A 25,650-nucleotide genomic window follows, 5' to 3' on the forward strand; every position below is an offset into this window, starting at 1 on the left:
ACTCCGTTTCTTTCCCGTGGCCGCGTCGCCCTCGCGGCGTGCGGGCGCATCCTCCTCGGCACCGGCCTGCTCGTGGTCGCCGGCTGCCAGTCGTCCTCGTCCGCGCCCTCCTCGGACGCGGGCCCGGGGACCGGAGCCGGTGCGGTCACGCGGGCCCTCTTCGCTCTCACCGAGCCTGCCGACGCCGATCTCTTCGCGGTGCCCTACCCGAACGACCTGCGCCGTCGCCCGGACGGCACGGTAGACCTCGCGCAGCTCTCGCGCGGGCAGCCCGTGATGCTGCAGCGCTACCTGGACCTCGTGACGAAGGGCAGCTCCGGCGGCTTCTCTCCGAGCGGCGCGACCTATTTCCGCTTCACCGACTCCATCGACCCGAAGACGCTGCCGCAGTCCCCCGAGGAGAGCCTCGCGCCGGGCGCGTCCATCGCGTACGTGTGCATCGACAAGCGGTCGGTGGACTACGGCAAGCGGATCCCCGTGCGCTGGAAGCTCGCCGAGGGGGCGGGCAAGTACGTGGGGCCGCACGCGCTCTCCATCTTGCCCGTGACGGGGTTCATCCTCGAGCCCGGCACGCGCTACGCGGTGCTGCTCACCGACGCGCTGCTAGACGTGCGGGGTAAGCCGGTGCAGCCGGACCGCGATTTTCGCGCGCTGCTCGCCGACGCGGTCTCCGCGCCGATCCCGGCGGCGGCGCACCAGACCTATCAGCCGCTGCGGGACTACCTGAAAGAGAAGGGGGTCACCGGCGTCGTCTCCGCTGCGGTCTTCACCACCTCGAATCCGACGGAGGCCGTGCGACGCGCTCGCGAGGTGGTCTACCGGCAGGAGCCCCCGCAGGGCGAGGCCCTCGGACTGGCGGCGGTCACCGCGAACTATCTCGAGGTGCAGGGGACCTATCGCGCGCCGCACTTCCAGCACGGGCAGGTCCCGTTTCTCTTCCTCGGCGACGGGGGAGAGCTTCGCTTCGACGCCGACGGCGCACCGACCGTGGCGCGGACCGAGACCTTGCGCTTCTCCCTGACGGTGCCGCGGGGGCCGATGCCCGCGGGGGGCTGGCCCGTGGTGCTCTACGCGCACGGCACGGGAGGGAGCTATCGCAGCTTCATCAAGGACCAGACCGCGGAGCGCCTCGCGCGGGTCACCGGCCCCGACGGGGAGGTGATTGCGCGCCTGGCCGTGATCAGCATCGACCAGAACCTGCACGGACCGCGCGCGCCCGAAGGGACGAGCCCGGAGCTCACGCTGGTGAATCTGCAGAACCCGGTGGCCTCGATCTTCAACCTGGCGCAGGGGGGTATCGACGACTTCTCGCTGCTGCGCCTGGTCGAGCGGCTGCGCTTCGCCTCGCTGCCGTGGGTCGGCGCGCCCGGTGCGCCGCCGCCCGAGAACTTCGACTACGAGGTGCGCTTCGATAGCGAGCGCATCTATTTCATGGGCCACTCGCAGGGAGGGCTCACCGGCGCGATCTTTCTCGCACACGAACCGCGGGTGCGCGGGGCGGTCCTGTCGGGGGCCGGGGGCGGGTCGGTCCTCTCCATTCTCCACAAGACCCAGCCCACGAGCATGCTCCCCCTCGTCGGGCAGATCCTGCGGGAGCCCGTGGATGCCTTCCATCCGGTGCTGAACCTGCTCCAGACCGCGCTCGAGCCCGGCGACCCGAACAACTACGGCCCGCTCCTCTTGCGTCGCCCACGCCCCGAGGTGGGGCCGAAGCACCTCTTCCTCTCCGAGGGCTTCGTGGACCACTACACGCCGAACGAGACGACGGAGTCGCTGGCGGTCGCGGCGGGGGCGCCCCACGTCGGAGGGGTGGTGCGCAGCGTACCGGGGCTCGCGCTGCGTGGGCTGCCCAGCGCGCAGCTCCCCGTGGCCGGGAACCTGACGGTGGCGGGGCGCCAGGTCACGGCGGGGCTGCTCCAGTACGCGACGACGCCCACCGGGCCGGCGTGCCAGAACGACGACGGGTGCCCCGAGAAGAGCTACTGCAACGCGGGCACCTGCCATCGAGACGGCCACTACGTGCTCTTCGATCAGTCGACGGCGGCGCGGCAGGTCGCCACGTTCTTCGCCACCATGGTGCGTGACGGGGTGCCGACGCTCGTGCGGTGAACGCGCGGGGACGGGCGACCACTGCGCGCGCCGGCGCGGCGACCGCGCGTCGGTGCGGCGCCTCCTCCCTGCACTTCTTCAGTGTGCCTCGGTCAGTGTGAAGAGGAGCTCCACGGGCCCGAGCTGGATCCGGTCCCCGTCGCGAAGCACGCCCCGGCGGAGCGGTCGCCCGTTGAGCAGCGTGCCGTTCGCGCTCTCCAGGTCCTCGACCCAGTACCTTCCGCCGGTGGTGCCGAGAAAGACGCGGCAGTGCTGACGCGAGATGTGTTCGTCGACGATGAGCAGCCGGGCGGGCGGCTGGCGGCCGACGAGCAGCTCGCGGCGCACGTCGTAGCGAAAGCCCGTGGCGAGCTCGGCGGGGCTCGTGACCTCGACGTGGGCACGAACTGTCGCCGGCGCCTCGGGGGTCAGCCGGTCGAGAGCCATGTCGAGGCGGAAGGCCAGGCTGTTGCGGATCGGCGCCGCGAGCTTCTCGAGCCGCTCCGGAGCGAGGAGCGCGTAGTGCTCGCCCTGCTTGGCGATCGTCTGCGCTTTGACCCAGCTCGACAGGATCAGCGCCACCGAGCGCCGGACGACGCCGAGGGAGTGCGCGATCTGTTCCTGCGAGAGCGGCTGGGTGATGAGCACGCCTCCACCGGCCGTCGGTCGGCCGAAGAGGTCACCGTAAGCCAGCAAGAGGTTCGCTATCCGCTGGTCGAGCGGCGCGAGGATCTGCTGCTCGTTGCGCGCGGCCACGCAGAAGGCGCCAGCCACCGCACGGAGCTGCTCGAGCATCGCGGCGGGGTGGGCGAGCAGGAACTCCAGGTAGACCGCCTCGGGGATGCGCGCGATGAGCGCGTCGTCGAGGGCGTCCACGCTCTCGAGGAAGGCCAGGTGGTGCAGGAGCTCCATCTCGCCGAAGGCCACGGGAGCCCGCAGGAGCTTGACCACCAGCTCGCGTCCGTCAGGAGATCGATGGAAGACGCGCACCGTGCCGCTCAGGACCACGTGCAGATGGTCGGCTGGTTCGCCGGCCCGCACGACCGGGCGGCCTGCGCCGTGCTCGAGGGGGGGACAGCGCTGCGCGAGCTGCGCGCACGCCTTGGCGCCCGCCGCGGCGAAGATCGGGTTCTGTAGCCAGAGGGTCTGTAGGCTCACGGGGCTCTCTCGCCGGAAGGGCCGCTCATGATAGCGCAGCGCACTCGGCAAGACGCGAGGGCGGTGCGGCCCGGTGAGAACAGCGGGCCGACCTACCGACCGTGCAGACGCAGCGAGCCCGGCGCGGCGTGCAGCGCCCCCGAGCTGCCGGAGGAATGCACGACGGACGGGGCGCTGCGAATCGTGGGCGAGGAGGGCGCGCTCGAGACGCTCGGGGCGCTCACGCGGGTGATCGTCGGAGCGCTGTAGACGGGCGTCGGAGCTCGCGTCTCGTGCACGGGGCTCGATGCGCGATAGGTGGGCTCGGCGCGGTGCGCAGGGGAGGAGAAGCTCTCCCGCGGCATCGCGTGGAGAGGCTCTGCCCGGAGGCTCCGGCCCCCGGAATAGGTCCCCGAGCTGACCGACGGAGAGCTCCGCTCGGCCGGGTTCCAGGCGGGGTGGGCGAGGAGTACGGCCCGCCGGTCGGCCTGCGTCTGGAGCGGGACGCCGACCCGGAAGGTCGGGTCGTGATACTGCCGGGGGCGATCCCAGCCCGGCGCTCCTCGGTCGGGGGTCTCGGTGCGGTCCGGGGGGGTCGCGAGAATGAGGCTACCGCCCCGCTCGCGACGGCCCCACCCGCGGGACTCGCCTCGCTCGGGGGCGAGCACGATCGCGCCGGTCGCGTCGGTGCGATAGCGACCTCCTGTGGTCGGGTCGTCACCGAAGACCATCCGGCCCGCGCGCTCGCCGCGGAAGTCGGGGCGCTGCCGCAGGGTCTCCGGTGGGCGCGCGTCCGGAGCGTCCTCGCCCCCCACCTCGATGATTACCGGGCCCCGGCGCAGGGGCTGGGTCGCCACGATGGGCGCGGACTCGTCCGCCGAGGGCAAGGGCGAGCCGTGGATCTCCTCCGCGGCGTCAGGGGCGGCAGGTGCGCGGCGAATCGGCACGTCCGACGGCGCGGGAGGGGCGCGTCGCGGGAGGACGTCGGGAGCCGGCGGCGCCTGGCGTCGAGCCTCGGGAAGGGTCCGTTCGGGCACGGCGGGCTGTGGCGAGACCGGTGCTCCGAGCTCGCGTGGCACCTCGGGGGCGGCTACCCGAATCCTCTCGGGGAGCACCGGCGCGGGCCGCCTAATCCAGTGGCACGGGCGATACCGCCAGACGCCTCCGTCGAAGCGGTACGAGGCGGCCACGAACACGTAGCCCTGCCGCGGCTCGAGCCACTGGCCAGAGGTCCACTCGTAGCCCTCGCTCCCCCAGTGCCAGTAGCCCGGCTGCCAGACGTACCCCTCGGCAGGGGCGGGCGAGGGGACCTCGTCGAGCGGTGCGGGAGGGGCCTCGGCCGTGACGGCCTCCTCGGGGAGGGCACTTACGATGTAGACCGGGGGCGGAGGCCTGCAGGCCGCCAAGGCGACGACCGCTCCCGCCAGCACGAGACTCCCAGCGCGCATATCCCACCTCCGGTCTGATGACTCCACCGACGAGTATGGGCGGCGACCGCGACCGACGCCTCAGGGCGGTCTGCGGCGCGGGTCAAGAGTTCTTGAGAAGTCGTCATCCGGCCTTGCTGTCGGCCGGCCCCTTGCTTGACAGCCTCGGAGGCGGATGTCACGTTGGGCCCATGAATCGCGTCTTTAGTGGCATTCAGCCGACCGGCGAGCTGCATATCGGGAACTACCTCGGGGCGATCCGCAACTGGGTCAAGGTCCAGGAGGACCACGAGTGCATCTACTGCGTGGTGGACTATCACGCGCTCACGGTGGGCTACGAAGTGAACGAGCTGCGCCCCCGCATCCGCGAGCTGGCGGCGGGGATCATGGCCTGTGGGGTGGACCCCAACCGCTCGGCGCTCTTCGTGCAGTCCGAGGTGCCGGCGCACACCGAGCTGGCCTGGGTCTTCACCTGCGTGACCCCGATGGGCGAGCTGAGCCGGCAGACCCAGTTCAAGTCCAAGTCGGAGCAGAACATCGACAACATCAACGCCGGGCTCTTCACCTATCCGGTGCTCCAGGCGGCCGACATCCTGCTCTACAAGGCGAACCGGGTGCCCGTGGGGCAGGACCAGGAGCAGCACCTGGAGCTCTGCCGCGAGATCGCCCGCCGCTTCAACGCCCGCTTCGGGGAGACCTTTCCCGAGGCGCACACCATGTTCAGCTCGACGCCGAAGATCCGCGGCCTGGACGGCAAGGCGAAGATGTCGAAGAGCCTGGGCAACAGCATCGCCGTCAACGAGGAGCCCGAGGTGCTGCGCAAGAAGCTGTCCACCGCGTTCACCGATCCGAACCGGCTACGCAAGAGCGACCCCGGTAACCCGGAGGTCTGCAACGTGTACTCGCTGCACGGCTACTTCACCGACGAGCAGAAGGTGAAGGAGATCGACGTGGGCTGCCGGGCGGCCACGCTCGGCTGCGTGGACTGCAAGAAGCTCCTCTGCGACGGGATGACCAGCCACTTCGCCCCCATTCGCGAGAAGTGGGCCGAGCTACGCGCCAAGCCCGCGCTCGTGGACGAGGCGCTCGACGCGGGCGCGGCCCGTTGCCGCACGATGGCGCAGGATACGATGCGCGAGGTGCACCTGAAGCTCGGACTCCGTGCATGACCCGTAGAACCGGGCGCAGCGCCGCGCTGCTGGTCCTCGTGGCCGGTCTCGGTTCCATGGAGCTGGGCTGCGGACTCGACGACGGGAGTCCCGAAGGGGCGGCCCAGCTCTTCGTGCGCGCCGCCGCGATGGGGGACAACGCCAAGATCTTCGGCCTCCTCCACCCCGAGGTGCAGGAGAAGCTGACGCAGATGGCCACCCTGGCCACGGCGCAGACCGGGGGACAGCGCCGCTTCAAGCCCGAGGACCTGGTGGCGGCGAGCCTCACGCAGGCCCGACAGTCGCTGGCCTCGGTCCACAGCGTGCGCGTGACGGGAGACAGGGCCGCGGTGCGTCTCACCGAGGCGACGGGCAAGGTCTCCGAGGAGCTCGAGCTCGAGCGAGTTCGGGGCCGCTGGCGCGTGCGCCTGGACCTCAAGGCGGCGCTGAGCCACGACGAGACGGAGCCCGTGGGATCGCATCAAGGGGGTCCCTTCGAGTAGTACCGGCCCGTAGTCCCCCCCCAGCCTAGCCCCCCGCCAGCCAGTCGCGCAGCTCCCCCGTGAGGACGCGCGGCACGGTCCGCAGCTCGGAGATGGTCCGGGCTCCGACGAGCAGCATCACTGCCCGCAGCTCGAGCTCGACCTGATCGAGGAAGCTGCCGGCCTCCGCAGCGCCGCCCCGGTCGAGAGCGCGCAGCACCCCGCGGGCGAGCCCCGCCGCCGTCGCGCCGAGGGCGAGGGCGCGTGCCACGTCGAGGCCCGTCTGGATGCCTCCCGTGGCGATCACCTCGAGCCCCTCGTGGGCCGCGTAGGCCACCGAGGCGGCGGTCGGGATCCCCCAGTCCCAGAGCGTCTCGCCCATCGACCGATGCGCCCCCGTGGAGCGCAGGGCCTCCACCCCGACCCACGACGTCCCGCCCGCGCCCGAGACGTCCACCGTACGGACCCCCGCCTGCCGGAGCTTGCGCGCCGTTTCGCGCGAGATGCCGCACCCCGTCTCCTTGGCCACGACGGGGACGCGGAGCTCTCGGGCCACGCGCGCGAGAGTCTCCGTGCCGGCGCGAAAGTCGCGGTCTCCCTCGGCCTGCACGAGCTCCATGGCCGGGTTCAGGTGGAGGCACAGCGCGTCCGCACCGACGGCGGTGACGAGGGCGTCGAGCTCTCCGCCCGTCAGGTCGCGGGCCTGCGTGAGTCCGAGGTTGCCGAGGAGCAGCGCGGTGGGGGCCGCGGAACGCACCTCATAGGTCTCCGCCAGGCGGGGGTCCTGCAGCATGGCGCGCTGCGAGCCGAGCCCGAGCCCGTACCCTCGCGCCTCGGCGATCGACGCGAGGTCCCGGTTGATCTCCCGGGCGCGTTCGGTGCCCCCGGTCATGGCCGCGATGAGGAGCGGCGCGCGCAGCCGCTTGCCGAGGAGGGTGACGGAGGTGTCGAGCTCGTCGAGCGCCAGGTCGGGGAGGGACTGGTGCACGAGGCGCACTCCCTCGAGCAGCGTGGTGCGGTCCCGAAAGCCGACCCGGTCGGTGGTGCAGAGGTCGAGGTGATCGGCCTTGCGGCGCGAGAGGTCCGACGTCATGGCCACATCTTGCCACAGGCCGCGGTCCGCGGTCCGCGGGCTCGCGGCGGCTCGCGGCGGCTCGCACGGGGCGGTGGCCCGCCCGGCGCGTGGTCGACTCGGCTCAGTTCCCCGAGGAGAGGTTGTGTCGCTTGAGCAGCTCGCGCAGATGGTAGCGCGTGAGTCCCGCCTCGTGGGCCGAGCGGGTGATGTTCCCCTTGTTGCGCTCGAGGAGCTTGGCCAGGTAGAGGCGCTCGAAGTCGTCCAGTACCTGCTGCTTGGCGTCCTTGAAGGTGACCCCCGGCTCGAGCAGCGAGGCGGCGAAGTTCCCGCCGCCCGCCACCGCAGCGCCACCGCCCGCCGCGGCTGCTGCCGCCGCCGAGGCCGCCTCCGCCGCCGGGCTCAGCCCCGAGCGTCCGAACACCAGGTCGGCCCGCGTGATCGTCGGTCCGTCGCAGAGCGACGCGGCGCGCTCCACCACGTTGCGGAGCTCTCGCACGTTGCCGGGCCAGTTGTGCCCCATCAGCGCGGTCATCGAGTCCACGGCGATGTTCATGGACATGCCGCGTCGGCGCGCCACGTCCGCGAGGAAGTGGTGCACGAGCTGCGGGATGTCCTCCTTGCGGTCGCGGAGCGGCGGATTGTCGACCAGGATCACCGAGAGGCGGAAGTAGAGGTCCTCGCGGAAGGTGCCCTGGTTGACCATCACCTTCAGGTCGCGGTTCGTGGCCGCGAGCACGCGAACGTCGATCTTGATCGTCTTGTCGCCGCCCACACGCTTGAGCTCGCGGTTCTCGAGCACGCGCAGGAGCTTCGGCTGCAACCCGACGTCCAGCTCGCCGATTTCGTCGAGGAAGATCGTGCCGCCGTGGGCCTGCTCGAAGCATCCCTTGTGCTGCCCGATGGCGCCGGTGAAGGAGCCCTTCTCGTGGCCGAACAGGGTGGATTCGATGAGGTCGCGCGGGATGGCGCCGCAGTCGAGCACCTGGAAGGGCTTGCTCCGCCGCGGGCTCATGTTGTGGATGGCGCGCGCGACGAGCTCCTTTCCGGTACCCGTCTCGCCGGTGATCATCACCGTGAGGTCCGACGGCGCGATCTTCTCCAGCGTGGCGAAGATCTCGCGCATCTTGACGCTGCCGCCGAGCACGCAGTCGAAGCGGTCGCGCGCGCTGAGCTGGATCTCCACCACCTCGTTGAGGGGCTGGAAGCGTAGCTCCGTGTGGCCGGCGCGGAAGGTGGTGCCTGGCCGCAGGTAGACGTCCTTGATGCGGATGTCACCGACGAACGTGCCGTTCGTGCTCCCGAGGTCCACGAGCCGGTAGCCGTCGTCGTCGCCGACGATCTCGAAGTGCGTCCCGGAGATCGCTTTGTCCGAGAGGGGGATGTCGTTGATGATGCTGCGGCCGCCGCCTACGCGGGGCTTCGTCAGGTCGTACTCCTTGCCTGCCTCCGCTCCCGACACGATCACCAACTTGCTCTTTCGCAAGTGGCGGACCGTGGCGCGCCCACCGTCGAAAATTGTTGTGATGGCAGGATCTTCGCCCATCTTCGCTCCTCGCGTAGATCTCGACCGCCCTGGCTGAGTTGCCCCTATCTTACGAAAAGGACGCGGGAAGTCAAGCAACCGGCAAGTCTCGTAGCCGGGGTGTGTGCAGCGTGCGCTCGGCCAGGCAGAGATACGAGGGGTGGGGGCTCGGCCGTCCCGAAAAGATCGGGTCGGCGTGTCATTGAAACTCGGTGGCCGCGCCGTGCCCACCGACAGTACGTCTCCTTGAAATTGAGCCGACTTGGGAGTGCAACGACTGTTGGCATGTCCGATGCTGTGGCGGCGCGTCATGCGTGGCGTATCGCCCGAGGAGTCCATCATGACCTGCCGAGTTCTCTCGCGGAGCCTGTCCTTCTGGCTGCCGCTCCTGGCTCTCGTGTCCCCTGCCTGCGCCCCCGACGAGGGCCCCGCTTCGGAGCGCAGCGCGCAGTCCAAGGTCGGGACCTTTCTGGAGATCACCGAGGACGCTCGCACCGGCGTCCCGGGTCGCAAGTGCTTCGCCATCGAGGGGGAGTCGAGCCGGTGGAGCGACCGTCTCGCAGCCCTGCAAGACCGGGACAAGCCGGAGGTGGAGCGCCGCTGCAAGCTCTACCAGAATAAGGTCGTCTGCAAGCTTTACAGCGTATGCAAGGGTGACACGGTCCAGCTGCTCGAGAACTCCTCGGCCGTGCTGCGCGAGCCGTACCAGAAGGTGCGGTACATGGTCTTCTCCGACTGCGGGGAGCCCTTCTTCGCCGAAGGCTGGCTCTACGCGTGGGACTACGCCATGACGCCTCGCGAGACCGGGATCGTGCTGACGCACCGGCGCTACGGGATGGTCCTGCCCTTCGTGCGGAGCGACGACCCCGCCCTCGAAGGGGCCATGGGCGGCGTGGCGTGGAAGGGGCTCTGGCAGTCCAAGGAGAGCCTGCCGCGCTGGTTCGTCCCGCTCGGCGCGGGCAACGCGGCGAAGGTGACGCGTGGGCACGCCCTGCGCGGCTACTCCTGCCAGAACGTGCGCGCCCGCCCGTCGAGCAGCTCGCGCGTAGAGGATTGCCTGCCGCAGGGCCACGATCTCGAGGTGCTGGCGCGGACTCCCGCCGAGGGAGGGTGCTGGTACAAGGTCCGCTACGCGACGCGGAAGGGGACCCTCGTGCAGCAGAAGCAGGCCTACGTGCTCCAGGCCGTGGTGCGCGACGGCGCCGACGCGTGGGAGGCCGAGCCGCGGCACCTCGAGTGGGAACGCCAGCTCTACTACCTGGCTCCGCCGCCGCCGGTGCTCACGCTCCCCGGCTGCACGACCAACGAGCAGTGTCCCCTGGACGAGATCGGGCACGGCCAGTTCTGTCGCAAGCCCGACGGGCAGTGCGGCGGCTCGGGGACCTGCGTCCCGCTCCCGTGGGATTGCTCTCCCATCCCCGAGGGGCCCACGGTGGTGGGCTGCGACGGCCGGTGCTACGCCGACCCGTGCTACGCCTTCATTCAAGGGGTGAACGTCCAGCGCGTGCAGGCCTGCGTCGCGCCCTGAGCGACCGCGCCGGGACCTCAGTTCCAGAGCTTCGGCTCGTCCTTGCGCCCGCCGGGGAGCACGGTGAGATGCCCCGGCTTCGGCGGCTTGCGGCGCCCCCGCGGGCCGAGCCACCTCGGCACGAAAAAGAAGAGCAGCGCGGCCAGCGCCCCACCCGCACCGAGGGCGAGCTCCAGGTACGCCCGCGCGAGCGCGTTACCGATCACGAGGAAGGCGCCGAGGATGACCGCGGTCCACTTCGCGCGCAGCGGAAGCACGCCGTAGAAGAACGCCAGGTGGTTCGGGAAGAGCAGCGCGAAGGCGAGCACCATCCCCATGGTCGAGCCGCCGGAGCCCGCTATGAGCTGTTTCGGGAAGGCGACGCCCACGACCAGCGCGGCGAGAAGCCCGACCACGCCGCAGGTGATCCAGAAGACGAGGAAGCGGCGCGTGCCCCACCAGCGTTCGAGGGCGCTGCCGAAGACCCAGAGGACCAGCATGTTGAAGAGGAGGGCCTGGGTCTGCCCCTCGACGTGGAGCCACAGGGCCGAGAGTGGCTGCCAGACGCGGTGGTCGCGCAGGACCTGATCGGCGCTCTGCACGAGCGTGCGCTTGACCCACGCCGGTCCGTCCCCGAAGGCGTAAAGGAGGAAGAGGCCGATCTGCACACACAGCAGCACGAGCGCGCCACGCGGCAGGCGCCCGCCCATGCGCACGAGCTTGGTATCCGGCCCGATGACGACGTGCCGCCGCATGTAGATCTACTTCAGTTCGTCCGGGTCCTTCGGGTCCGCGCACTGCGGGTCGAAGAGGTCCACGAGCCCATCGCCGTCGTCGTCCATTCCGTCTCCGCAGGCAGGGGGCGCGGGCAAGGCGGCGTGCACCGAGACCAGACCGCTCTCGGGGATGGAGGCCGCGACGCGCACCGGGCCGATGAGGCGCAGCCCGCCGGGATTCAGCCCGTAGACCTCGAGGGTCGCGGGGCCCGTGGGGAGACCGGGGCCGCGTCCGACGGCGCCCTCCGCGATGGAGAAGCAGGCGAAGCGCGTGACCTCCAGGGTGTCGCCCGTCTGCGCGAGCACCTCCACGGCGTCGATGCCGCGCAGGCTGCAGTCGCGCACGCTGCGGACCGCGCACGCCGGGTCACCGGGCTTGTCGCAGCCGACCGACCAGCGGAGCTCGTAGGAGCCGCTCGGGCCGCAGGCGCCGAGAAGGAGCAGCGCGCCGAGCAGCGGCGCGACGGTGGGGCGCGAGAGCAGACCGAGTGACATGCTGGAAAGGTACCGGCGGCCTCTGGTGCGGTCAATGGGCGCTGCGTCGCCGGCGACCGCGTCCGGCCGTCCTGGCTCCCCTACCTCCCTTTCGCTATACTCCACCGCCATGTCCTATTTGCTAGCCATCGGTGGTCTCGCCGTCCTGATCGTCATTCACGAGCTTGGCCACATGATGGTCGCCCGCTGGTCGGGGATGCGCGTGGACAAGTTCAGCATCTTCTTCGGCCCGCCGCTGCTCAAGTGGCGCGGCAAGGAGACGACCTACCAGCTCGCCGTGGTTCCCGTGGGCGGCTACGTGCAGATCGCCGGGATGAACCCCCACGAGCAGCTCCCTCCCGACGATCCCGGCTCGTATCAGAACAAGTCCGCTCTGGCGCGCTTCGCCACCGTCTTCGCGGGGCCGGCGGTGAACTACCTCTTCGCCATCCTGCTCATGGTCGTCGTGATGCTGGCCTGGGGGATCCCGCGCTGGCAGCTCACGGTGGACAAGGTGGAGCCGAAGGCCCCCGCGGCCACCGCCGGCATGCGGTCGGGAGATCTGATCGAGGCGATTGCCGGGCACCCCGTGACCGGCGTGGAGGAGGTCCTGGCGGCGATTGGCGGCAGCAGCGGCCAGCCGCTCGTGGTGAAGCTCAAGCGCGCGGGCCAGCCGGTGAGTCTGAAGGTCACCCCGATGAAGGACGGGGGCGGCTACCGGATCGGCATCGGCTTCGGCCGCAAGCTCTCCTTCGGCAGCGTCGGGGCGGGCAACGGCGTGCTCCTGGCGCTCTACTATCCCTTCGCCGAGTCGAAGAAGATCCTGGCCGGCCTCGGGCGCCTGGTGACCGGGAAGGTGAGCGCGAAGCAGGTGGGCGGTCCGCTCGAGATCGTGCGCCAGCTCAAGATGAGCTTCGAGGACAGCTTCGCCATGGCGCTCATCTTCCTCGCCATGCTGAACGTCTACCTCGGGCTCTTCAACCTGCTGCCGCTCCCCGCGCTCGACGGCGGGCGCCTGGTCTTCCTGGCCTACACCATCCTCTTCCGCCGGCCCGTGAACCAGCGCTTCGAGAACGCCGTGCACACGGCGGGCTTTCTGCTCCTGCTCGGTCTGCTGGTGCTCGTGACCTACCGGGACATTGCGCGCATCTTCCAGTAGCGCATCCGCGGGTGGCGTCCCCTGCCGCACTGACGCTATAGTGCCCGCCGCCTTTTCCGAGGAGAGCTTCATGCGTCGCCTGCTCGCGTATCTCTTGCCCCTGGGTCTCTTCCTGCCGGCCTGCGCCGGAGTCGGGACCCCGCCGGTGATCTACCTGGCGCGCCACGGCCAGTCCCCCTGGAACCGCGTCGGGCGGGTGCAGGGCGACCCTGGCCTCGACGCAGTCGGGTACGTCAACCGCGCGCAGCTCTGGTACCTGCTCAAGGACGAGCCCATTGCGGCGGTCTACACGAGCGGCCTGCGGCGGACCATCCTCACCGCGGAGCTGGTCGCGCGGCAGCACAAGCTGCCGATTCAGCCGCGCCCGGTGCTCAACGAGATCGATACCGGTCTCCTCCTCGGGATGTGCTACGCGCAGATCAACCCCTGGGAGATGCACGCGGGGGACGAGAAGTGCGAGGTCCCGGCGCGCGGAAGCCGCCCCGAGGAGACGTTGAAGTGGCTCCGTCCGCTCGTGAAGGACCTGCGGGGACACCGCCTGGATGGCAAGGCGCCCCTCGGGGAGAGCTACCTGGACATGGCCGTGCGCACGCAGAAGTTCGTGGACGAGCTGCGCGCGGGGTGGCAGAGCCGTCCCGTGCTCGTCGTGGGGCACGGCGTGGTGAACCGCATCCTGCTCCACCAGCTCCTCGGCTGGCCGCTCGCGAACGTCTCGAAGATCCGGCAGGAGAACGATCAGGTCTACAAGATCGAAGGAGCCGACACGGCGAGCCCGACGGTGTCGCTCTTCACGCCGGGGTTCGGCTGGCGACGCTGCACGCCGCCGTCGCAGGTGGGGCAGAAGCAGCTCGACTGCAACCCGGGGCCTGCCAAGGCGGAGTCGCCACGCCCCGCGCCTGCCCCGGCCACCGCGCCTGCGCCGAGCGCGCCCGCTCCGGCCCCTGCGGCTCCCGGCACGGCGACGCCGTAGTCAGGTACGACGCCGCAGCGACGAACGACCCTCAGAGATCGATGCGCTCGGTCCAGCCGTACGGGTCCTTCACCTTGCCGTACTGGATGCCGAGCAGATAGTCGTAGAGCTGCTGCGAGAGCTGCCCGGTGTGGCCGTCGCCCACGGTGTGCATCGTGCCGCGGAAGGAGAAGGCTCCGACGGGGGAGACCACCGCAGCGGTCCCGGTACCGAACACCTCTTTGAGCGTGCCGTTCTCGGCGGCGGCCACGACCTCGTGGATCGAGAGCAGGCGCTCCGACACGTGGTGGCCCCAGTCGCGCAGGATGCGGAGCACCGAGTCGCGTGTCACGCCGTGCAGGATGCTGCCCGTGAGCGGGCTCGTGATCACCTCGTCGCCGATGACGAAGAAGATGTTCATCGTCCCGACTTCCTCGACGTACTTGTGCTCCTTGCCGTCGAGCCACAGCACCTGCGTGAAGCCGCGCTTCTTGGCCTCCATCTGGCCGAGGAGGCTCGCGGCGTAGTTTCCGCCCGTCTTGGCCTCGCCCACGCCTCCGGCGATGGCCCGTACGTGCTCCTCCTCCACCATGATCTTCACCGGGTTGAACCCCTCGGGGTAGTACGCGCCGACGGGGTTCAGGATGATGTAGAGCAGGTAGCCGAGCGAGGGCCGGACGCCGAGCACCGCGTCGGTGGCGATGATGTTCGGACGGATGTAGAGCGAGCACCCCTCGGACTTGGGGATCCACTGGCGGTCGAGCAACACGAGCTGCTTCAGTGCGTCGCCCACGGCCTGCTTGTCGAAGGCCGGGATGCACAGGCGCGCCGCCGAGCGGGAGAGCCGCTCGAGGTGGTGCATGTGGCGGAAGAGCCGTACTCCGCCGTCGACGCCACGATAGGCCTTGAGCCCCTCGAAGGTCTGCTGGCCGTAGTGGAGCACGACGCAGGCCGGGTCGAGGGTCAGCGGCGCGTACGGGACGATGCGCGGCTGATGCCAGCCCAGCTCGGGCGTGTAGTTGTAGAGGAACATGTGGTCGGTGAAGTACCGACCGAAGCCGAGCTGCGCCTCGGAAGGCGGCTTGGGCTTGGGAGCGGTCGTGGGCGTGATCGTCAGTTCCATCGGTGCCTCGTGCGGCGAGGAAGGAGCGTAGGGGGTCCCGGCCAGGGACGCGTAACCATAGCAAAGCACTCTCGGGGCGGCAATCGGCGGTCGGTCGGTGCGCCGAGCCGTCCGCGGCCTTCCCCGGGCCATCGGCCGTCACCCGAGGAGGTAGATCACCTCGGCCGGCTCCAGGGCCAGCGGACCGTCGGGGAGGAGCTCGGGGGCGCCCTGCTGCCGGAAGACCCGCAGCACCTGTGGGGCACGCCGGAAGTAGCGCCGGAGGGGCGCGGCCGGAACGGACTGCGGCGCTCGCCAGTCCTTGTTGACGACGATCAGGACCGGGTCGTCTTCGGACCCTCCGTGCTTGCAGAGGACCGTGCTCGGGCCGTCGAGGTCGGTGACGACCTCCCAGCGCCCCTCTGCGCCGAGGACCGGATGGTGCACCTTCAGCCGGTTGATACGTTCGATGAACCACCGCAGGTCGTGTCCGGTGGCCTCCCAGTCCTCCGGCGAGGAGTGGACCACGTGGAGCGGCCGGGTGAAGCAGTGCTCGTAGCCGATCGGAACCATCACGCCCGACGAGAATGCGGCGGCGAAGGCATAACGCTGCTTCTGGACCGCCTCGAGGCCCCCCGACTCCGCCATCAGTCGCGGCGTGTCGTGCGATTCGGGGAAGGCGATGGAGGGCGCGACGCTCTGGAGCTCCGTGTGCTGCTCGAGGCACCAGGGTTGATCGAAGTTCCACCACTTCGAGCTATTGAAGAGGTAGTCGAAGCCCACGCCCTTGAGCGCGCGCACCTCGCCGAGACGGCAGCCGAGCGTCTCCGCGGCGAAGAGGGCGCCTGGCCGCAGCCGGCGCGCCGCGCCGATGAGCTGCTCCCAGAGTCGCGGGGGGACCTTGTAGGCCGCGTCGCAGCGGAAGCCGTCGAAGCCGAGCTCCAGGTAGAACTGCACCATGGCCGTCCAGTAGGCCCACAGGCCGGCGCGGTCCCCCGAGCCGGCGTTGTCCACCTCGGCCAGGTCGCCCCAGACAGTAACCTTGCGCGCGTCGGCGGGGTCGATGGCCGACGGGCTGACCGGATTCCCGTCGCGGTCCCGCCGGAACCAGGTCGGATGCTCCTTGATGAGCGGGCAGTCCTTGGAGGTGTGGTTCACCACCAGGTCCAGCATGACCTTCAGCCCCTGGCCGTGCATGACCTCGAGCGCGCGGCGCAGATCCTCCATCGGATCGGCCGATCCGGGGGGGATGAAGGCCGGGTTGAGCCGATAGAAATCCTTGACCGCGTACAGGCTCCCCGAGAAGCCCGGGTACTGGACCGGGTTGATGAAGAGCCAGTTGAAGCCCATGCGCTGGGCCCGCTCGGCGTGGGCGGTCCATTGCCCGAGGTGACCGGCGAGCCGAGGGAAGAGGTTGTAGATCAGGATCGGTCTGCTCATCGCGCGCGCAGCATACTCGGCTGGACCGTGCAACAAAAGGGGTGCGCGTGATTTTGGTCCGACGGGTTCTCTGGGTTACGCTGAAGCGATGAAGCCCACGCTGGTCCGGATTCGCCTCGGCGGTCAGGAGCTCGACGTCCCTTATGGCGTCACTGCCGCCGAGCTCTTCGCGCAGTACGTCCCGCCCTCCGAGCAGCCGCCGCTGGCGGCGATCGTGCACCAGCGCTGCGTGGACCTCTCCTTTCGCGTGACCGCGCCGACGGAGGTGATACCGGTCGACTACACGCGACGTCAGGGGGTGCTGGCGTACCGACGGACGGCGAGCCTGCTGCTCCTCGAGGCGATGCGCCGCCTCTTCGGCGAGGTGCGGGTGACCATCGGCCAGGCGCTCGGCAACGGCTACTCCTATCACCCGCGGCTCGCCGGCGGGGTGACGCCGCAGCAGGTCGAGGAGATCGAGCGCGTGATGCGCGAGCTGGTGAGCGAGGACCTACCTCTCGTCACGGAGCGGGTCAGCGTGGCCGAGGCTCGCGACCTCTTCACCGCGGCGGGCTCGGAGAGCAAGCTCCGGTTGCTGCGTACGCACTGGGAGAGCCACATCGAGCTCGTGCGCCTCGGCGAGACCTGGGACATCCACCACTACCCGGTGGCGCCGCGCACCGGGTTCATTCGCACCTTCGCCCTCGTGCACGAGCCTCCGGGGTTCGTGCTGCGCTTCCCGCCGCGCGGCAAGCCGCAGCCCGTCTCGCCGTACGTGGACCTGCCGAAGCTGATGCAGGTCTATCAGGAGACCCGGCGCTGGCTCGGCATCGTCGGCCTCGAGAGCGTGGGGCAGCTCAACGAGCTCACCCAGCGCGGTGAGGCGGCCGAGGTGATCCGCATCGACGAAGGGTTGCACGAGAAGAAGATCGCGCAGGTGGCGGACGAGATCTGCCGCTCGACGGGGATTCGGCTCGTCCTCATCGCCGGGCCGTCGGCCTCGGGCAAGACGACCTTCTCCAAGCGGCTGAGCCTGCAGCTCCGGGTCAACGGCGTACGTCCCGTCGCGCTCTCCACCGACAACTTCTACGTCAACCGCGACGAGACGCCGCGCGACGAGCACGGTCGCTACGACTTCGAGTCGATCGAGGCCATCGACCTCGCGCTCTTCAACGAGGTGCTCGCGGGGCTGCTGCGCGGCGAGGAGGTGCTCACCCCGCGCTTCGAGTTCACGACCGGGCAGAGGCGGCCCAGGGACAAGTGGCGGCCGATGCGGCTCGAGGCGGGGCAGGTCCTCGTCGTGGAAGGGATCCACGGCCTGAATCCTCGGCTGACCGAGGCCGTGCCCGAGGGGCAGAAGTTCCGCATCCACATCAACGCCCTGACGCAGCTCTGTCTCGACGACCACTACCGCACCTATACCTCCGACACGCGCCTGCTGCGCCGCATCGTGCGCGACCGGCTCTTCCGCGGCTATTCGGCGGCCACGACGATCGAGACCTGGCCCAGAGTGCGGCGGGGCGAGCTCCGGAACATCTACCCGTTCCAGGAGCAGGCCGACATGATGTTCAACTCGTCGCTCGTCTACGAGATGGCCGTGCTCAGGCTCTACGCCGAGCGATTCCTCCTCGAGGTGCCGCAGGATCATCCCTCGTTCGCGAACGCGCATCGTCTGCTGCGGTACGTCAGTCACTTCGTCCCGATGTTCGACGAGTCGATCCCCGACACCTCGCTGCTCAGGGAGTTCATCGGTGGCAGCCAGTTCGAATACTGAGCGCAGCCTTCGAGGCGCTCCGTCGGCCGGCGGGAGATGCGTTCTTGACGCTCGGCGCGCCCGGATGCTAGGCGAGCCGGCATGAGAGTGCGGCTCGGTGCGGTTGGCGTCGTGGCGCTCGGTGCGGGGGCGGTCGCGCTCGCGTGCGGGGCCGAGCGTGCCGAGGCGCGGGGTCGGCGGGCGCCGCCGAAGCTCGCGATCCGGAGCGCGGGAGAGGGCGCCGCTGCGGGAAGCGGCGCGGTGGACGAGGCGCGAGACGGGGCGCCGGTCCTCGGCTCGAAGTCGGTGCTCGTCGTGCACGGCGAGAGTGGGCGGGTGCTCCTCGCGCGGGGCGCGGCCGAGCAGCGATCGATCGCGAGCCTCACCAAGCTGATGGCGGCCCTCGTCGTGCGGGACCGTGGACTCAAGCTCGACGAAGGGACGACCATCAGCCGCGACGACTGGAAGGTCGCGCTGAACGGGTGTCGGACGCGCCTCGAGCTCAACTGGACCTACCGTAATCGCGATCTGCTCCGCGCGGCGCTGATGTCCTCGGACAACCGCGCCGTCTCGGCCCTCGGGCGGGCAGTCGGTCTGGATGCGGCTGGGCTGGTGCGGGCCATGAACGAGCGCGCGCGCCGCATGGGCCTCAAGCAGACGCGCTTCGTCTGTCCGGTGGGGATCGAGCCCGGCAACGTGAGCACGGCCTTCGAGCTCTCGCGCATCGTGCGGGAGGCCAGCCAGGACCCGGTGCTGCGCCAGGTGATGGGCACGGCGCGGGTGCAGCTCAAGCCGATGCGCGGCTATCTGAAGCCCTGGTACGCGAATACCAACCCGCTCGTCGGCGATCCGACCGTGGGGGCGACCTTCACCGCCACCAAGACCGGCTTCAACCACCAGGCCGGCTACTGCCTGGCCACCGTGGCGCGGCTCCCCGGCCTCGGCACGGTCACGGTCGTGCTGCTCGGGGCGCGCCGGAAGGGGGAGCGCATCATCGACCTGCGCAAGCTCCTGCGCTGGGTGCGTTCCAGGCCCCGCGTCGCGAGCTGAGCGGCGGCCACCAGGGACACCCCCCGAGGCCTCCTCGATGCGCCTTGCGCTCGTACCGTGACCACCTTCGACGAGCTCCTGCGGCGTTGGCCCTGGCGGCCGATCCCCGGCTGTCCGGGCCGCTATCGACTCGCGCGCCTCGCGACCGTACCGTCGGTGGACGAGCTGCTCGGCGCCGCGAGCGGTGCCCGGCCGCGGCGCTACGAGGGGGCACGCGACCCGGTGCTTCTCGTGCGCCTCGAGGGGGGCGGGCTGATCAGCTACCTCCACGCCGATGGTCACATCGTGCACACTCTGGGGGACTCCGAGGGTTTCGCGCGCAAGCTGGTGGCTCTCGGTCGCGAGACGTAGAGGCCGCACTCTCCGAAGGCCAGTCGATGCCACGAGTGGTGGGATGGTTCTCCGAGATGCGTTTCGCCGACGCGTCGCGCTAGCCAGCAAGTGATGGTTTGGCGCTGTCCGCGGTTGCGCTCGCCCCGCGATCCGCCTCTGGCTTGGCCTGTCCCGTGCTCAGCGCGCTGTCAACTGAGCGCGAGGATCGACATGCATCACACCGGGAGAGGGACAGGCATCGCACTGATGGTGGCAGGCGCGATGGGCTTCGCAGGTTGCCGAGCCGCCGACGCGCCGTCCGCGGGGCACCGCTGGACGACCACACCGGCGGGCGCGTTCGACCTGCCCCAGTGCGGAGTGGGGCAGACCCTCACGGGGCAGGTGGATGCCAGCTTCGGGCTGAACCTGCGCGGGACGACACGCCAGCCGGCGAGCTGGGAGGCGAGCAACCTGGTCTGGAGCGAGCCCGTGCTGTACGGCCAGATCGTCCTTGTGGATGAGGTGCGCGTGGGGGACACCTACGGCACCGGCGCGCCCGCGAGCCCCTGGAGCAACCAATGGGCGCGGGTGCGGGCCTACCTGGGCGGGGTGTGGCGGCACGGCTACCTCGCGGCCTACTGGATCGCGCCGCTCGGCTGTCTCTCGCCCGTACCGACCGCGGGGCCGACCGAGCCCCCGCCCCCCACGACTCCCGGGCCTGCCCAGCCTCCCGTATCCGCGTGGGAGACGATCCCCGGCGCCGAGACCTTCAACAGCAACCCGAGCGGGTTTGCCGACGCCGGCGGCCAGACCTATCTCTTCTTTCGCGGGGCCGACGGGGCGATCTACGAACGTCGCCGCACCGACCGCGAGGGCTGGATGAGCTGGTCCCTCAAGGTGGAGGGGAGCGCGCGCAGCGCCCCGGCGGCCGTGGTGGATGCGCAGGGTCGCCAATCGCTTTTCGTGCGCGGTACCGACGACAGGGTCTACCTGCGGCAGCGGGTGGACGGCACATGGACCGGCTGGCAGACGGTCGATCCGTACATGGCCACGAACGAGCCGCCGGCGGCCGCGGTCGACGGTCAAGGGCAGCTCTTCCTGTTCCTGCGCAGCACCGCCAACCAGCTCCTCGAGAACCTCTGGCAGGGGACGAGCTGGCGCGGCTGGACGCTCGTGCCGAGCCTTCCCACCGATCGCGCGCTGGCTGCCGCGCGTCGCCCCGATGGTCGCCTGGAGCTCTACGCGCGCGGCACCGACGGCCGCATCTACCGCGCCCTCCGCAAGGACACCCTCGTCTTCGGCCAGGGCTACGAGGGCTGGCAGGCCCTCCCCGACGCGACCGAGCCGCTCCTCTCCGCCGCGGCCGTGGCCCCCGGCGGAGACGGGCAGCTCCGCGTCTACGCCGTGGGCAGCCGCCGCACCTTCTTCGAGCTCGCCCCCGGCGCGCGGAGCTGGACCGCGCTCCCCTCCCCGGGCGTCGAGACCCCGGAGGGTCCCGCCGTGCTCTTCGACGGCCGCGCGCTTCGCGTCTTCGTTCGCGACGCGCAAGGTCGCTGTCTCAACCTCGGACGGTAGCCGTCCCCCCCGGTCCGCCCCCGACGCCGTGCACCCAATGGCCTCGCTCAGCGCGGCGTCCGTCGTCGCCGGCGTGGCCCCATCGCCTCCCAGAGCACCTTCGGCAGCCGACCTCGCACGCTCGCGGGGATCCCCTCGTAGACGAAGCGAGGGAACTCGCGCGCGAAGTAGCGCCGCTTGAGCGCCTCGTCGCCCGCCTCCGTCACGAGCCAGGCCACCGACCGCTCCGTGAGCAGCACCATCCGGAGCAGCCGCGCGAGCGACTCCAAAAGGCCCAGGTCCCGGGTGGGCGCGATGGGCAAGAGCACCGGATCTGCGCTCCAGTCGAAGACCAGCGCCACGGCGCGCAGCGGTCGGTTGGGCGGTTCGCGCACGGGCCGCGGCTCCGGCGCCGGCGCGGCGACCCCCGCTCCCCCGTCGAGCTCGAGGCGGCAGCGCTCCATCGTGGAGGGCGTCAGGTCCACCACGTAGACCGGATCGTCGAGCGAGAAGAGCTCCACCCTCGTGATGATAGCAGCGCCGCTGGCCCGTCGCGCACCCGCACCCCGACCGCTGCGCGCCGACTCGATCAGAACGGCAGCTCGTCGCTCCGCTCGGGGGCCGCTTCCCGAGCTTCGAGCCGGGCCCCCGGCCGGCGCTCCTCGAAGGGCTCGGGCCCCGCTTCCCCCCCCCGGCGGTCGAGAAAGGGGACGTGCTCCGAGACCACCTCGGTCGCGTGCCGCTTGGCCCCCTGCTTGTCGGTATAGGAATGGGGGTGCAGTCGTCCCTCCACGCAGACGCGACGTCCCTTCCGCAGGTACTCGCCGCAGCGTTCGCCGGACTTGCCCCACACCGTCACGCGGTGCCAGTCCGTCTCCTCCTGCTTCTGCCCCTGCGCGTCGGTCCACACGCGGTTCGTGGCCAGAGACAGGCGGCAGACCGCGCGCCCTCCGTCGAGGTAGCGCAGCTCCGGATCCGCGCCCAGGTGGCCCACCAGAATGACCTTGTTCATGCTCGCCATGCGGCACCTCCATTTCGTTGGTCCTGGGGAATGCAGCTCTCGCGCCGCCTCGCCCGGCTGCCAAGACGCGTGAGATTTCGCGGCCAGCCCGCCTGGGGAGCGGGCGCGCGTCCGGTATCCGGTCCGGCCCGCACGGATTCCGCACCAAGGGGCGTGCAATTGGGGGCGACGATCCGAGGGGAAGTTGCCGCCGCCGTCGAGGCCGTCGACAATCGTCTCGTACGCAGCCGAGGAGTCGCTCCATGTCCACGACGCCCCTTGCCCGCCTCCGAGTCGACCGCCGCCGCGACGGCCGTCGCGAGACCGATGGTCGGGTCGTGATCGCCACGCACTGGGTCTTCGACGCCGTCGAGCGCGCCGTGCTCAAGCTGCTCGAGCGCCGCCGGCTCCTGCGCCGCACCGCCGATCATCGGCGCGCGCTGACCGGGGACCTCTAACGCCAGGCCCTCCCGTCCCCGCCGATCATTCGATAGCCCGCCGCTCCCCGCCGTGATAGAACCCGCCGCGTACGCGACGGGAGAGGGAGAGTGATGTCTCATTCGCATCGACGGTGGCACGCCGTCCTGGTGACCCTGGCCATCGCAGCCCTCGGCTGCGAGGAGAAGACCAAGGACCAGCTCTACTTCAAGGACCTGGAGCCGATCGCCGGGGTGAAGGTCAAGATCGTCACCGACGTGAACAAGAACCTCCCCACGGGGGGGACGATCAGCGTGGCCTCGGCCGTGGACCCCAACATCGACAAGGACGACCTCGAACGCCTGGCGCGCTACTACCTGCGCCAGGCCGGCGAACGGCAGGGCTTCAAGAACGGCTCCGCCGACGAGATCGACCTGCGCTTCTACGACAGCGACGCGAAGGCGCAGGCCGGCGGGGCCGACTTCCTGGCGCAGATCAAGCGCACCGGGCGCGAGGGCAAGCCCGTCTTCACGAATCGCCAGAAGCCGCCCCTGCTGAAGTGGGCCAAGGCCGCGCTCGGCAAGCAGCCGCAGTACACGGGGAGCCTGCAGCCCCAGCTCCTGGCCGACCCCACCGCGCTGTCCGTCGAGGCGACCGTGCCCTTCATCAACGAGGACGGGACGGGCCAGTACGTGGAGAAGGTCTCCTTCACCAAGGCCACCACGGAGCTCTCCTTCTATATGCGCACGCTGTTCGACAAGATCGAGGAGCTGAAGCGCGTGACCTTCATCGGCAAGCACAAGGACAGCGTCCTGGTGAAGATCTGGATGACCCGCGAGCAGTACGACGAGCTCAACCTGCGGCAGGTGGAGGAGAGCCTGGGGGCCTTCCAAGGCAAGTACATCGCGGCCCTCATGAGCAAGGCCATCAGCGAGAAGGTCGTGAAGGCCAAGGTGGACGCCCAGCGCAAGAAGGTCTATCGCGAGACCTTGGCGCGGCTGCCCGCGAAGCAGGTCGAGTTCGACAAATCCATAAAATAGAACGCGTATTTTGGCCGTGGCGGGGGGCCAGGCCGGAATCGGCAAGCCCCGCCCTTGACTTGTTTCCGGCCGTGCTTATTTTCCCGGCCGACCTGAGAGATCGGTTCGAATGCCGTCCCCCGCGACGGTTGCAGCTATTACCCACAGATCAGATCGAGAGGAGAGCAGACCCATGAAGATCCGTCCCCTTCACGACCGTGTGTTGATCAGGCGCCTCGCCGAGCAGGAGACCACCAAGGGTGGCATCATCATCCCCGACACCGCCAAGGAGAAGCCCATCGAGGGCAAGGTGGTGGCCGTGGGTAACGGCAAGGTGCTCGAGAGCGGCAAGGCCAAGGCGCTCGAGGTCAAGGTGGGCGACCGCGTCCTCTTCGGCAAGTACTCGGGGACGGAAGTGAAGCTCGAGGGCGAGGAGCACCTCATCCTGCGCGAGGAAGAGATTCTCGCCGTGCTGGCCTAACCCGGACCCCTCAGACCAGGAGACATCCCATGGCTGCCAAGCAGATCGTTTTCCATGACAAGGCGCGCGCCCAGATGCTTCAGGGCGTCAACATCCTCGCCAACGCGGTGAAGGTCACCCTCGGGCCCCGCGGCCGCAACGTGGTGCTCGAGAAGAGCTGGGGCGCCCCGACGGTCACCAAGGATGGCGTGACGGTCGCGAAGGAAGTGGAGCTGGAAGACAAGCTCATGAACATGGGCGCGCAGATGGTCAAGGAGGTGGCCTCCAAGACCTCGGACGTGGCCGGCGACGGCACCACGACGGCGACGGTGCTGGCCCAGGCGATCTTCCGCGAGGGGCTGAAGCAGGTCACCTCCGGCGCGAACCCGATGGACCTCAAGCGCGGGATCGACGCCGCGGTCGAGAAGGTCATCGCCGACCTGAAGGCCATGTCCAAGCCGACCAAGGGGAAGGCCGACATCGCGCAGGTGGGCGCCATCTCCGCCAACGGCGACCGCGTGATCGGCGACCTGATCGCCGAGGCGATGGAGAAGGTGGGCAAGGAAGGCGTCATCACCGTCGAGGAAGCGAAGTCGATGGAGACGACGCTCGAGGTGGTGGAGGGGATGCAGTTCGACCGCGGCTACCTCTCGCCGTACTTCGTGACGGACGCGGAGCGCATGGAGGCGGTGCTCGAGGACTGCTACATCCTGATCCACGAGAAGAAGATCGCCAACATGAAGGACCTGCTCCCGTTGCTCGAGCAGGTGGCGAAGAGCGGCCGTCCGCTGCTCATCGTGGCCGAGGACATCGAGGGCGAGGCGCTGGCCACGCTGGTCGTGAACAAGCTGCGCGGCACGCTCAACACCTGCGCCGTCAAGGCCCCGGGCTTCGGCGACCGCCGCAAGGAGATGCTGAAGGACCTGGCGATCCTGACCGGCGGCCAGGCCGTGACGGAGGACCTGGGGATCAAGCTCGAGAGCCTGACCCTCAAGGACCTGGGTCGCGCCAAGCGCGTCACGATCGACAAGGACAACTCCACGATCGTGGACGGAGCGGGGAGCAAGAAGGACATCCAGGCGCGCTGCGATCAGATCCGGCGGCAGGTCGAGGAGACCAGCTCGGACTACGACCGCGAGAAGCTGCAGGAGCGGCTGGCCAAGCTGGTCGGCGGCGTGGCGGTGATCAAGGTTGGTGCCGCGACCGAGACCGAGATGAAGGAGAAGAAGGCGCGCGTCGAGGATGCGATGCACGCGACGCGGGCGGCCGTGGAAGAGGGGATCGTCCCCGGCGGTGGCGTGGCGCTGCTCCGCTGCCAGGCCGCGCTCGAGGCGATGAAGATGCCGAACGAGGATCAGAACACCGGCGTGAAGATCCTCATGCGCTCGCTCGAGGAGCCGCTGCGCCAGATCTCCGCCAACGCGGGCCAGGAGGGCTCGATCGTGGTGGATCAGGTCCGTGGCGGGAAGAACGCCTACGGGTTCAACGCGGCCACCGAGCAGTACGAGGACCTGGTGAAGGCGGGCGTGATCGACCCCACCAAGGTCGTGCGCACGGCGCTGACGAACGCGGCGAGCGTCTCCGGTCTGATGCTGACCACCGAGGCGCTCGTGGCGGAGAAGCCCAAGAAGGCCGAGAAGGCCGCGGGCGGGCACGCGCACGGCGGCGGCGGCATGGGCGGCGGCATGGACGAGGACATGGACTTCTAGTCCGTCCGAGGACGTGACGACGGGCTCCGCGAGGGGCTCTACGGAGAGCGCGGCCGTGTCGGTCGCGCTCTTCGTGCGTCTGGGGGTGGCGGTGCGTGGCGGGGCGAGGGC

24 protein-coding genes are annotated in these 25,650 nt (G+C 70.0%); 14 read left to right on the forward strand and 10 right to left on the reverse strand.

Annotation, left to right across the window (positions count from 1 at the left end; translation table 11 throughout):
* Nucleotides 1-72 precede the first annotated feature (72 nt).
* Nucleotides 73-2,109, forward strand: a complete 2,037-nt coding sequence (locus tag IT371_26695) for a hypothetical protein (protein ID MCC6751270.1) — start codon at nucleotides 73-75, stop codon at nucleotides 2,107-2,109.
* Nucleotides 2,110-2,187: 78 nt separating this feature from the next.
* Here IT371_26695 and IT371_26700 read toward each other — a convergent pair whose 3' ends face one another.
* Together IT371_26700 and IT371_26705 are read right to left on the reverse strand one after the other, a co-directional pair.
* Complete coding sequence (locus tag IT371_26700) at nucleotides 2,188-3,246, reverse strand: cyclic nucleotide-binding domain-containing protein (protein MCC6751271.1); 1,059 nt, start codon at nucleotides 3,244-3,246, stop codon at nucleotides 2,188-2,190.
* A 92-nt stretch (nucleotides 3,247-3,338) separates the two neighbouring features.
* The gene (locus IT371_26705) at nucleotides 3,339-4,673 is read right to left on the reverse strand and encodes a YXWGXW repeat-containing protein (protein ID MCC6751272.1); all 1,335 of its coding nucleotides are present in this window, start codon (nucleotides 4,671-4,673) and stop codon (nucleotides 3,339-3,341) included.
* A 170-nt stretch (nucleotides 4,674-4,843) separates the two neighbouring features.
* On the opposite strand from IT371_26705, the gene trpS reads away from it, so the two are divergent.
* Together trpS and IT371_26715 are read left to right on the forward strand one after the other, a co-directional pair.
* Nucleotides 4,844-5,821: a tryptophan--tRNA ligase gene (gene trpS, locus IT371_26710; GenBank protein MCC6751273.1), complete on the forward strand. Its 978-nt coding sequence runs from the start codon at nucleotides 4,844-4,846 to the stop codon at nucleotides 5,819-5,821.
* Entirely contained in the window at nucleotides 5,818-6,303 is a 486-nt protein-coding gene (locus tag IT371_26715; GenBank protein ID MCC6751274.1) for a hypothetical protein, read from the forward strand. Before trpS ends, IT371_26715 begins: the two co-directional genes overlap by 4 nt.
* A 25-nt stretch (nucleotides 6,304-6,328) precedes the next feature.
* On the opposite strand, the gene IT371_26720 is transcribed toward IT371_26715, so the two are convergent.
* Both IT371_26720 and IT371_26725 read right to left on the reverse strand, forming a co-directional pair.
* Nucleotides 6,329-7,375, reverse strand: coding sequence for a type 2 isopentenyl-diphosphate Delta-isomerase (locus tag IT371_26720; protein ID MCC6751275.1), 1,047 nt, complete (start codon nucleotides 7,373-7,375; stop codon nucleotides 6,329-6,331).
* A gap of 103 nt (nucleotides 7,376-7,478) precedes the next feature.
* Nucleotides 7,479-8,900: a sigma 54-dependent Fis family transcriptional regulator gene (locus IT371_26725; protein MCC6751276.1), complete on the reverse strand. Its 1,422-nt coding sequence runs from the start codon at nucleotides 8,898-8,900 to the stop codon at nucleotides 7,479-7,481.
* Between the two features lie 319 nt (nucleotides 8,901-9,219).
* Here IT371_26725 and IT371_26730 point away from each other — a divergent pair, with 319 nt between their 5' ends.
* Nucleotides 9,220-10,407 (forward strand): SH3 domain-containing protein, encoded by a 1,188-nt coding sequence (locus tag IT371_26730; protein MCC6751277.1) that lies wholly within the window; start codon nucleotides 9,220-9,222, stop codon nucleotides 10,405-10,407.
* 17 nt (nucleotides 10,408-10,424) lie between these two features.
* Here IT371_26730 and IT371_26735 read toward each other — a convergent pair whose 3' ends face one another.
* The gene (locus IT371_26735; protein MCC6751278.1) at nucleotides 10,425-11,141 is read right to left on the reverse strand and encodes a rhomboid family intramembrane serine protease; all 717 of its coding nucleotides are present in this window, start codon (nucleotides 11,139-11,141) and stop codon (nucleotides 10,425-10,427) included.
* A gap of 6 nt (nucleotides 11,142-11,147) precedes the next feature.
* Complete coding sequence (locus IT371_26740; protein MCC6751279.1) at nucleotides 11,148-11,657, reverse strand: hypothetical protein; 510 nt, start codon at nucleotides 11,655-11,657, stop codon at nucleotides 11,148-11,150.
* 109 nt (nucleotides 11,658-11,766) lie between these two features.
* Between IT371_26740 and IT371_26745 the strand changes: the two genes are divergently transcribed.
* Both IT371_26745 and IT371_26750 read left to right on the forward strand, forming a co-directional pair.
* Nucleotides 11,767-12,795 (forward strand): site-2 protease family protein, encoded by a 1,029-nt coding sequence (locus tag IT371_26745; protein MCC6751280.1) that lies wholly within the window; start codon nucleotides 11,767-11,769, stop codon nucleotides 12,793-12,795.
* A 70-nt stretch (nucleotides 12,796-12,865) separates the two neighbouring features.
* The gene (locus IT371_26750; GenBank protein MCC6751281.1) at nucleotides 12,866-13,765 is read left to right on the forward strand and encodes a histidine phosphatase family protein; all 900 of its coding nucleotides are present in this window, start codon (nucleotides 12,866-12,868) and stop codon (nucleotides 13,763-13,765) included.
* 31 nt (nucleotides 13,766-13,796) lie between these two features.
* Here the strand turns inward: IT371_26750 and IT371_26755 are convergent, their stop codons facing one another.
* Together IT371_26755 and IT371_26760 are read right to left on the reverse strand one after the other, a co-directional pair.
* Entirely contained in the window at nucleotides 13,797-14,867 is a 1,071-nt protein-coding gene (locus IT371_26755; GenBank protein ID MCC6751282.1) for a branched-chain amino acid aminotransferase, read from the reverse strand.
* 138 nt (nucleotides 14,868-15,005) lie between these two features.
* The gene (locus IT371_26760; protein MCC6751283.1) at nucleotides 15,006-16,286 is read right to left on the reverse strand and encodes an alpha-amylase; all 1,281 of its coding nucleotides are present in this window, start codon (nucleotides 16,284-16,286) and stop codon (nucleotides 15,006-15,008) included.
* Between the two features lie 88 nt (nucleotides 16,287-16,374).
* Between IT371_26760 and IT371_26765 the strand changes: the two genes are divergently transcribed.
* The 4 genes from IT371_26765 to IT371_26780 all read left to right on the forward strand — a co-directional run bounded on the left by IT371_26765 (nucleotide 16,375) and on the right by IT371_26780 (nucleotide 20,955).
* Nucleotides 16,375-18,039, forward strand: a complete 1,665-nt coding sequence (locus IT371_26765) for a nucleoside kinase (GenBank protein ID MCC6751284.1) — start codon at nucleotides 16,375-16,377, stop codon at nucleotides 18,037-18,039.
* 81 nt (nucleotides 18,040-18,120) lie between these two features.
* The gene (locus tag IT371_26770) at nucleotides 18,121-19,068 is read left to right on the forward strand and encodes a D-alanyl-D-alanine carboxypeptidase (GenBank protein ID MCC6751285.1); all 948 of its coding nucleotides are present in this window, start codon (nucleotides 18,121-18,123) and stop codon (nucleotides 19,066-19,068) included.
* A 57-nt stretch (nucleotides 19,069-19,125) separates the two neighbouring features.
* Nucleotides 19,126-19,419 (forward strand): hypothetical protein, encoded by a 294-nt coding sequence (locus IT371_26775; GenBank protein MCC6751286.1) that lies wholly within the window; start codon nucleotides 19,126-19,128, stop codon nucleotides 19,417-19,419.
* A 243-nt stretch (nucleotides 19,420-19,662) separates the two neighbouring features.
* The gene (locus tag IT371_26780) at nucleotides 19,663-20,955 is read left to right on the forward strand and encodes a hypothetical protein (GenBank protein ID MCC6751287.1); all 1,293 of its coding nucleotides are present in this window, start codon (nucleotides 19,663-19,665) and stop codon (nucleotides 20,953-20,955) included.
* Nucleotides 20,956-21,002: 47 nt separating this feature from the next.
* Here IT371_26780 and IT371_26785 read toward each other — a convergent pair whose 3' ends face one another.
* Nucleotides 21,003-21,455 (reverse strand): hypothetical protein, encoded by a 453-nt coding sequence (locus tag IT371_26785; protein MCC6751288.1) that lies wholly within the window; start codon nucleotides 21,453-21,455, stop codon nucleotides 21,003-21,005.
* Nucleotides 21,456-21,523: 68 nt separating this feature from the next.
* On the reverse strand, nucleotides 21,524-21,955 hold the full coding sequence (locus IT371_26790) for a single-stranded DNA-binding protein (GenBank protein MCC6751289.1): 432 nt from the start codon (nucleotides 21,953-21,955) through the stop codon (nucleotides 21,524-21,526).
* Between the two features lie 242 nt (nucleotides 21,956-22,197).
* On the opposite strand from IT371_26790, the gene IT371_26795 reads away from it, so the two are divergent.
* The 4 genes from IT371_26795 to groL all read left to right on the forward strand — a co-directional run bounded on the left by IT371_26795 (nucleotide 22,198) and on the right by groL (nucleotide 25,539).
* Nucleotides 22,198-22,392 (forward strand): hypothetical protein, encoded by a 195-nt coding sequence (locus IT371_26795; protein MCC6751290.1) that lies wholly within the window; start codon nucleotides 22,198-22,200, stop codon nucleotides 22,390-22,392.
* 93 nt (nucleotides 22,393-22,485) lie between these two features.
* The gene (locus IT371_26800; GenBank protein MCC6751291.1) at nucleotides 22,486-23,391 is read left to right on the forward strand and encodes a hypothetical protein; all 906 of its coding nucleotides are present in this window, start codon (nucleotides 22,486-22,488) and stop codon (nucleotides 23,389-23,391) included.
* A 172-nt stretch (nucleotides 23,392-23,563) separates the two neighbouring features.
* Complete coding sequence (gene groES / locus IT371_26805) at nucleotides 23,564-23,851, forward strand: co-chaperone GroES (GenBank protein MCC6751292.1); 288 nt, start codon at nucleotides 23,564-23,566, stop codon at nucleotides 23,849-23,851.
* A gap of 29 nt (nucleotides 23,852-23,880) precedes the next feature.
* A complete protein-coding gene (gene groL, locus IT371_26810; GenBank protein MCC6751293.1) occupies nucleotides 23,881-25,539 on the forward strand; it encodes a chaperonin GroEL in 1,659 nt (552 codons plus the stop codon).
* Nucleotides 25,540-25,650 lie beyond the last annotated feature (111 nt).

It is taken from the genome of Deltaproteobacteria bacterium, from assembly GCA_020848905.1.
GTDB lineage: Bacteria > Myxococcota_A > Polyangia.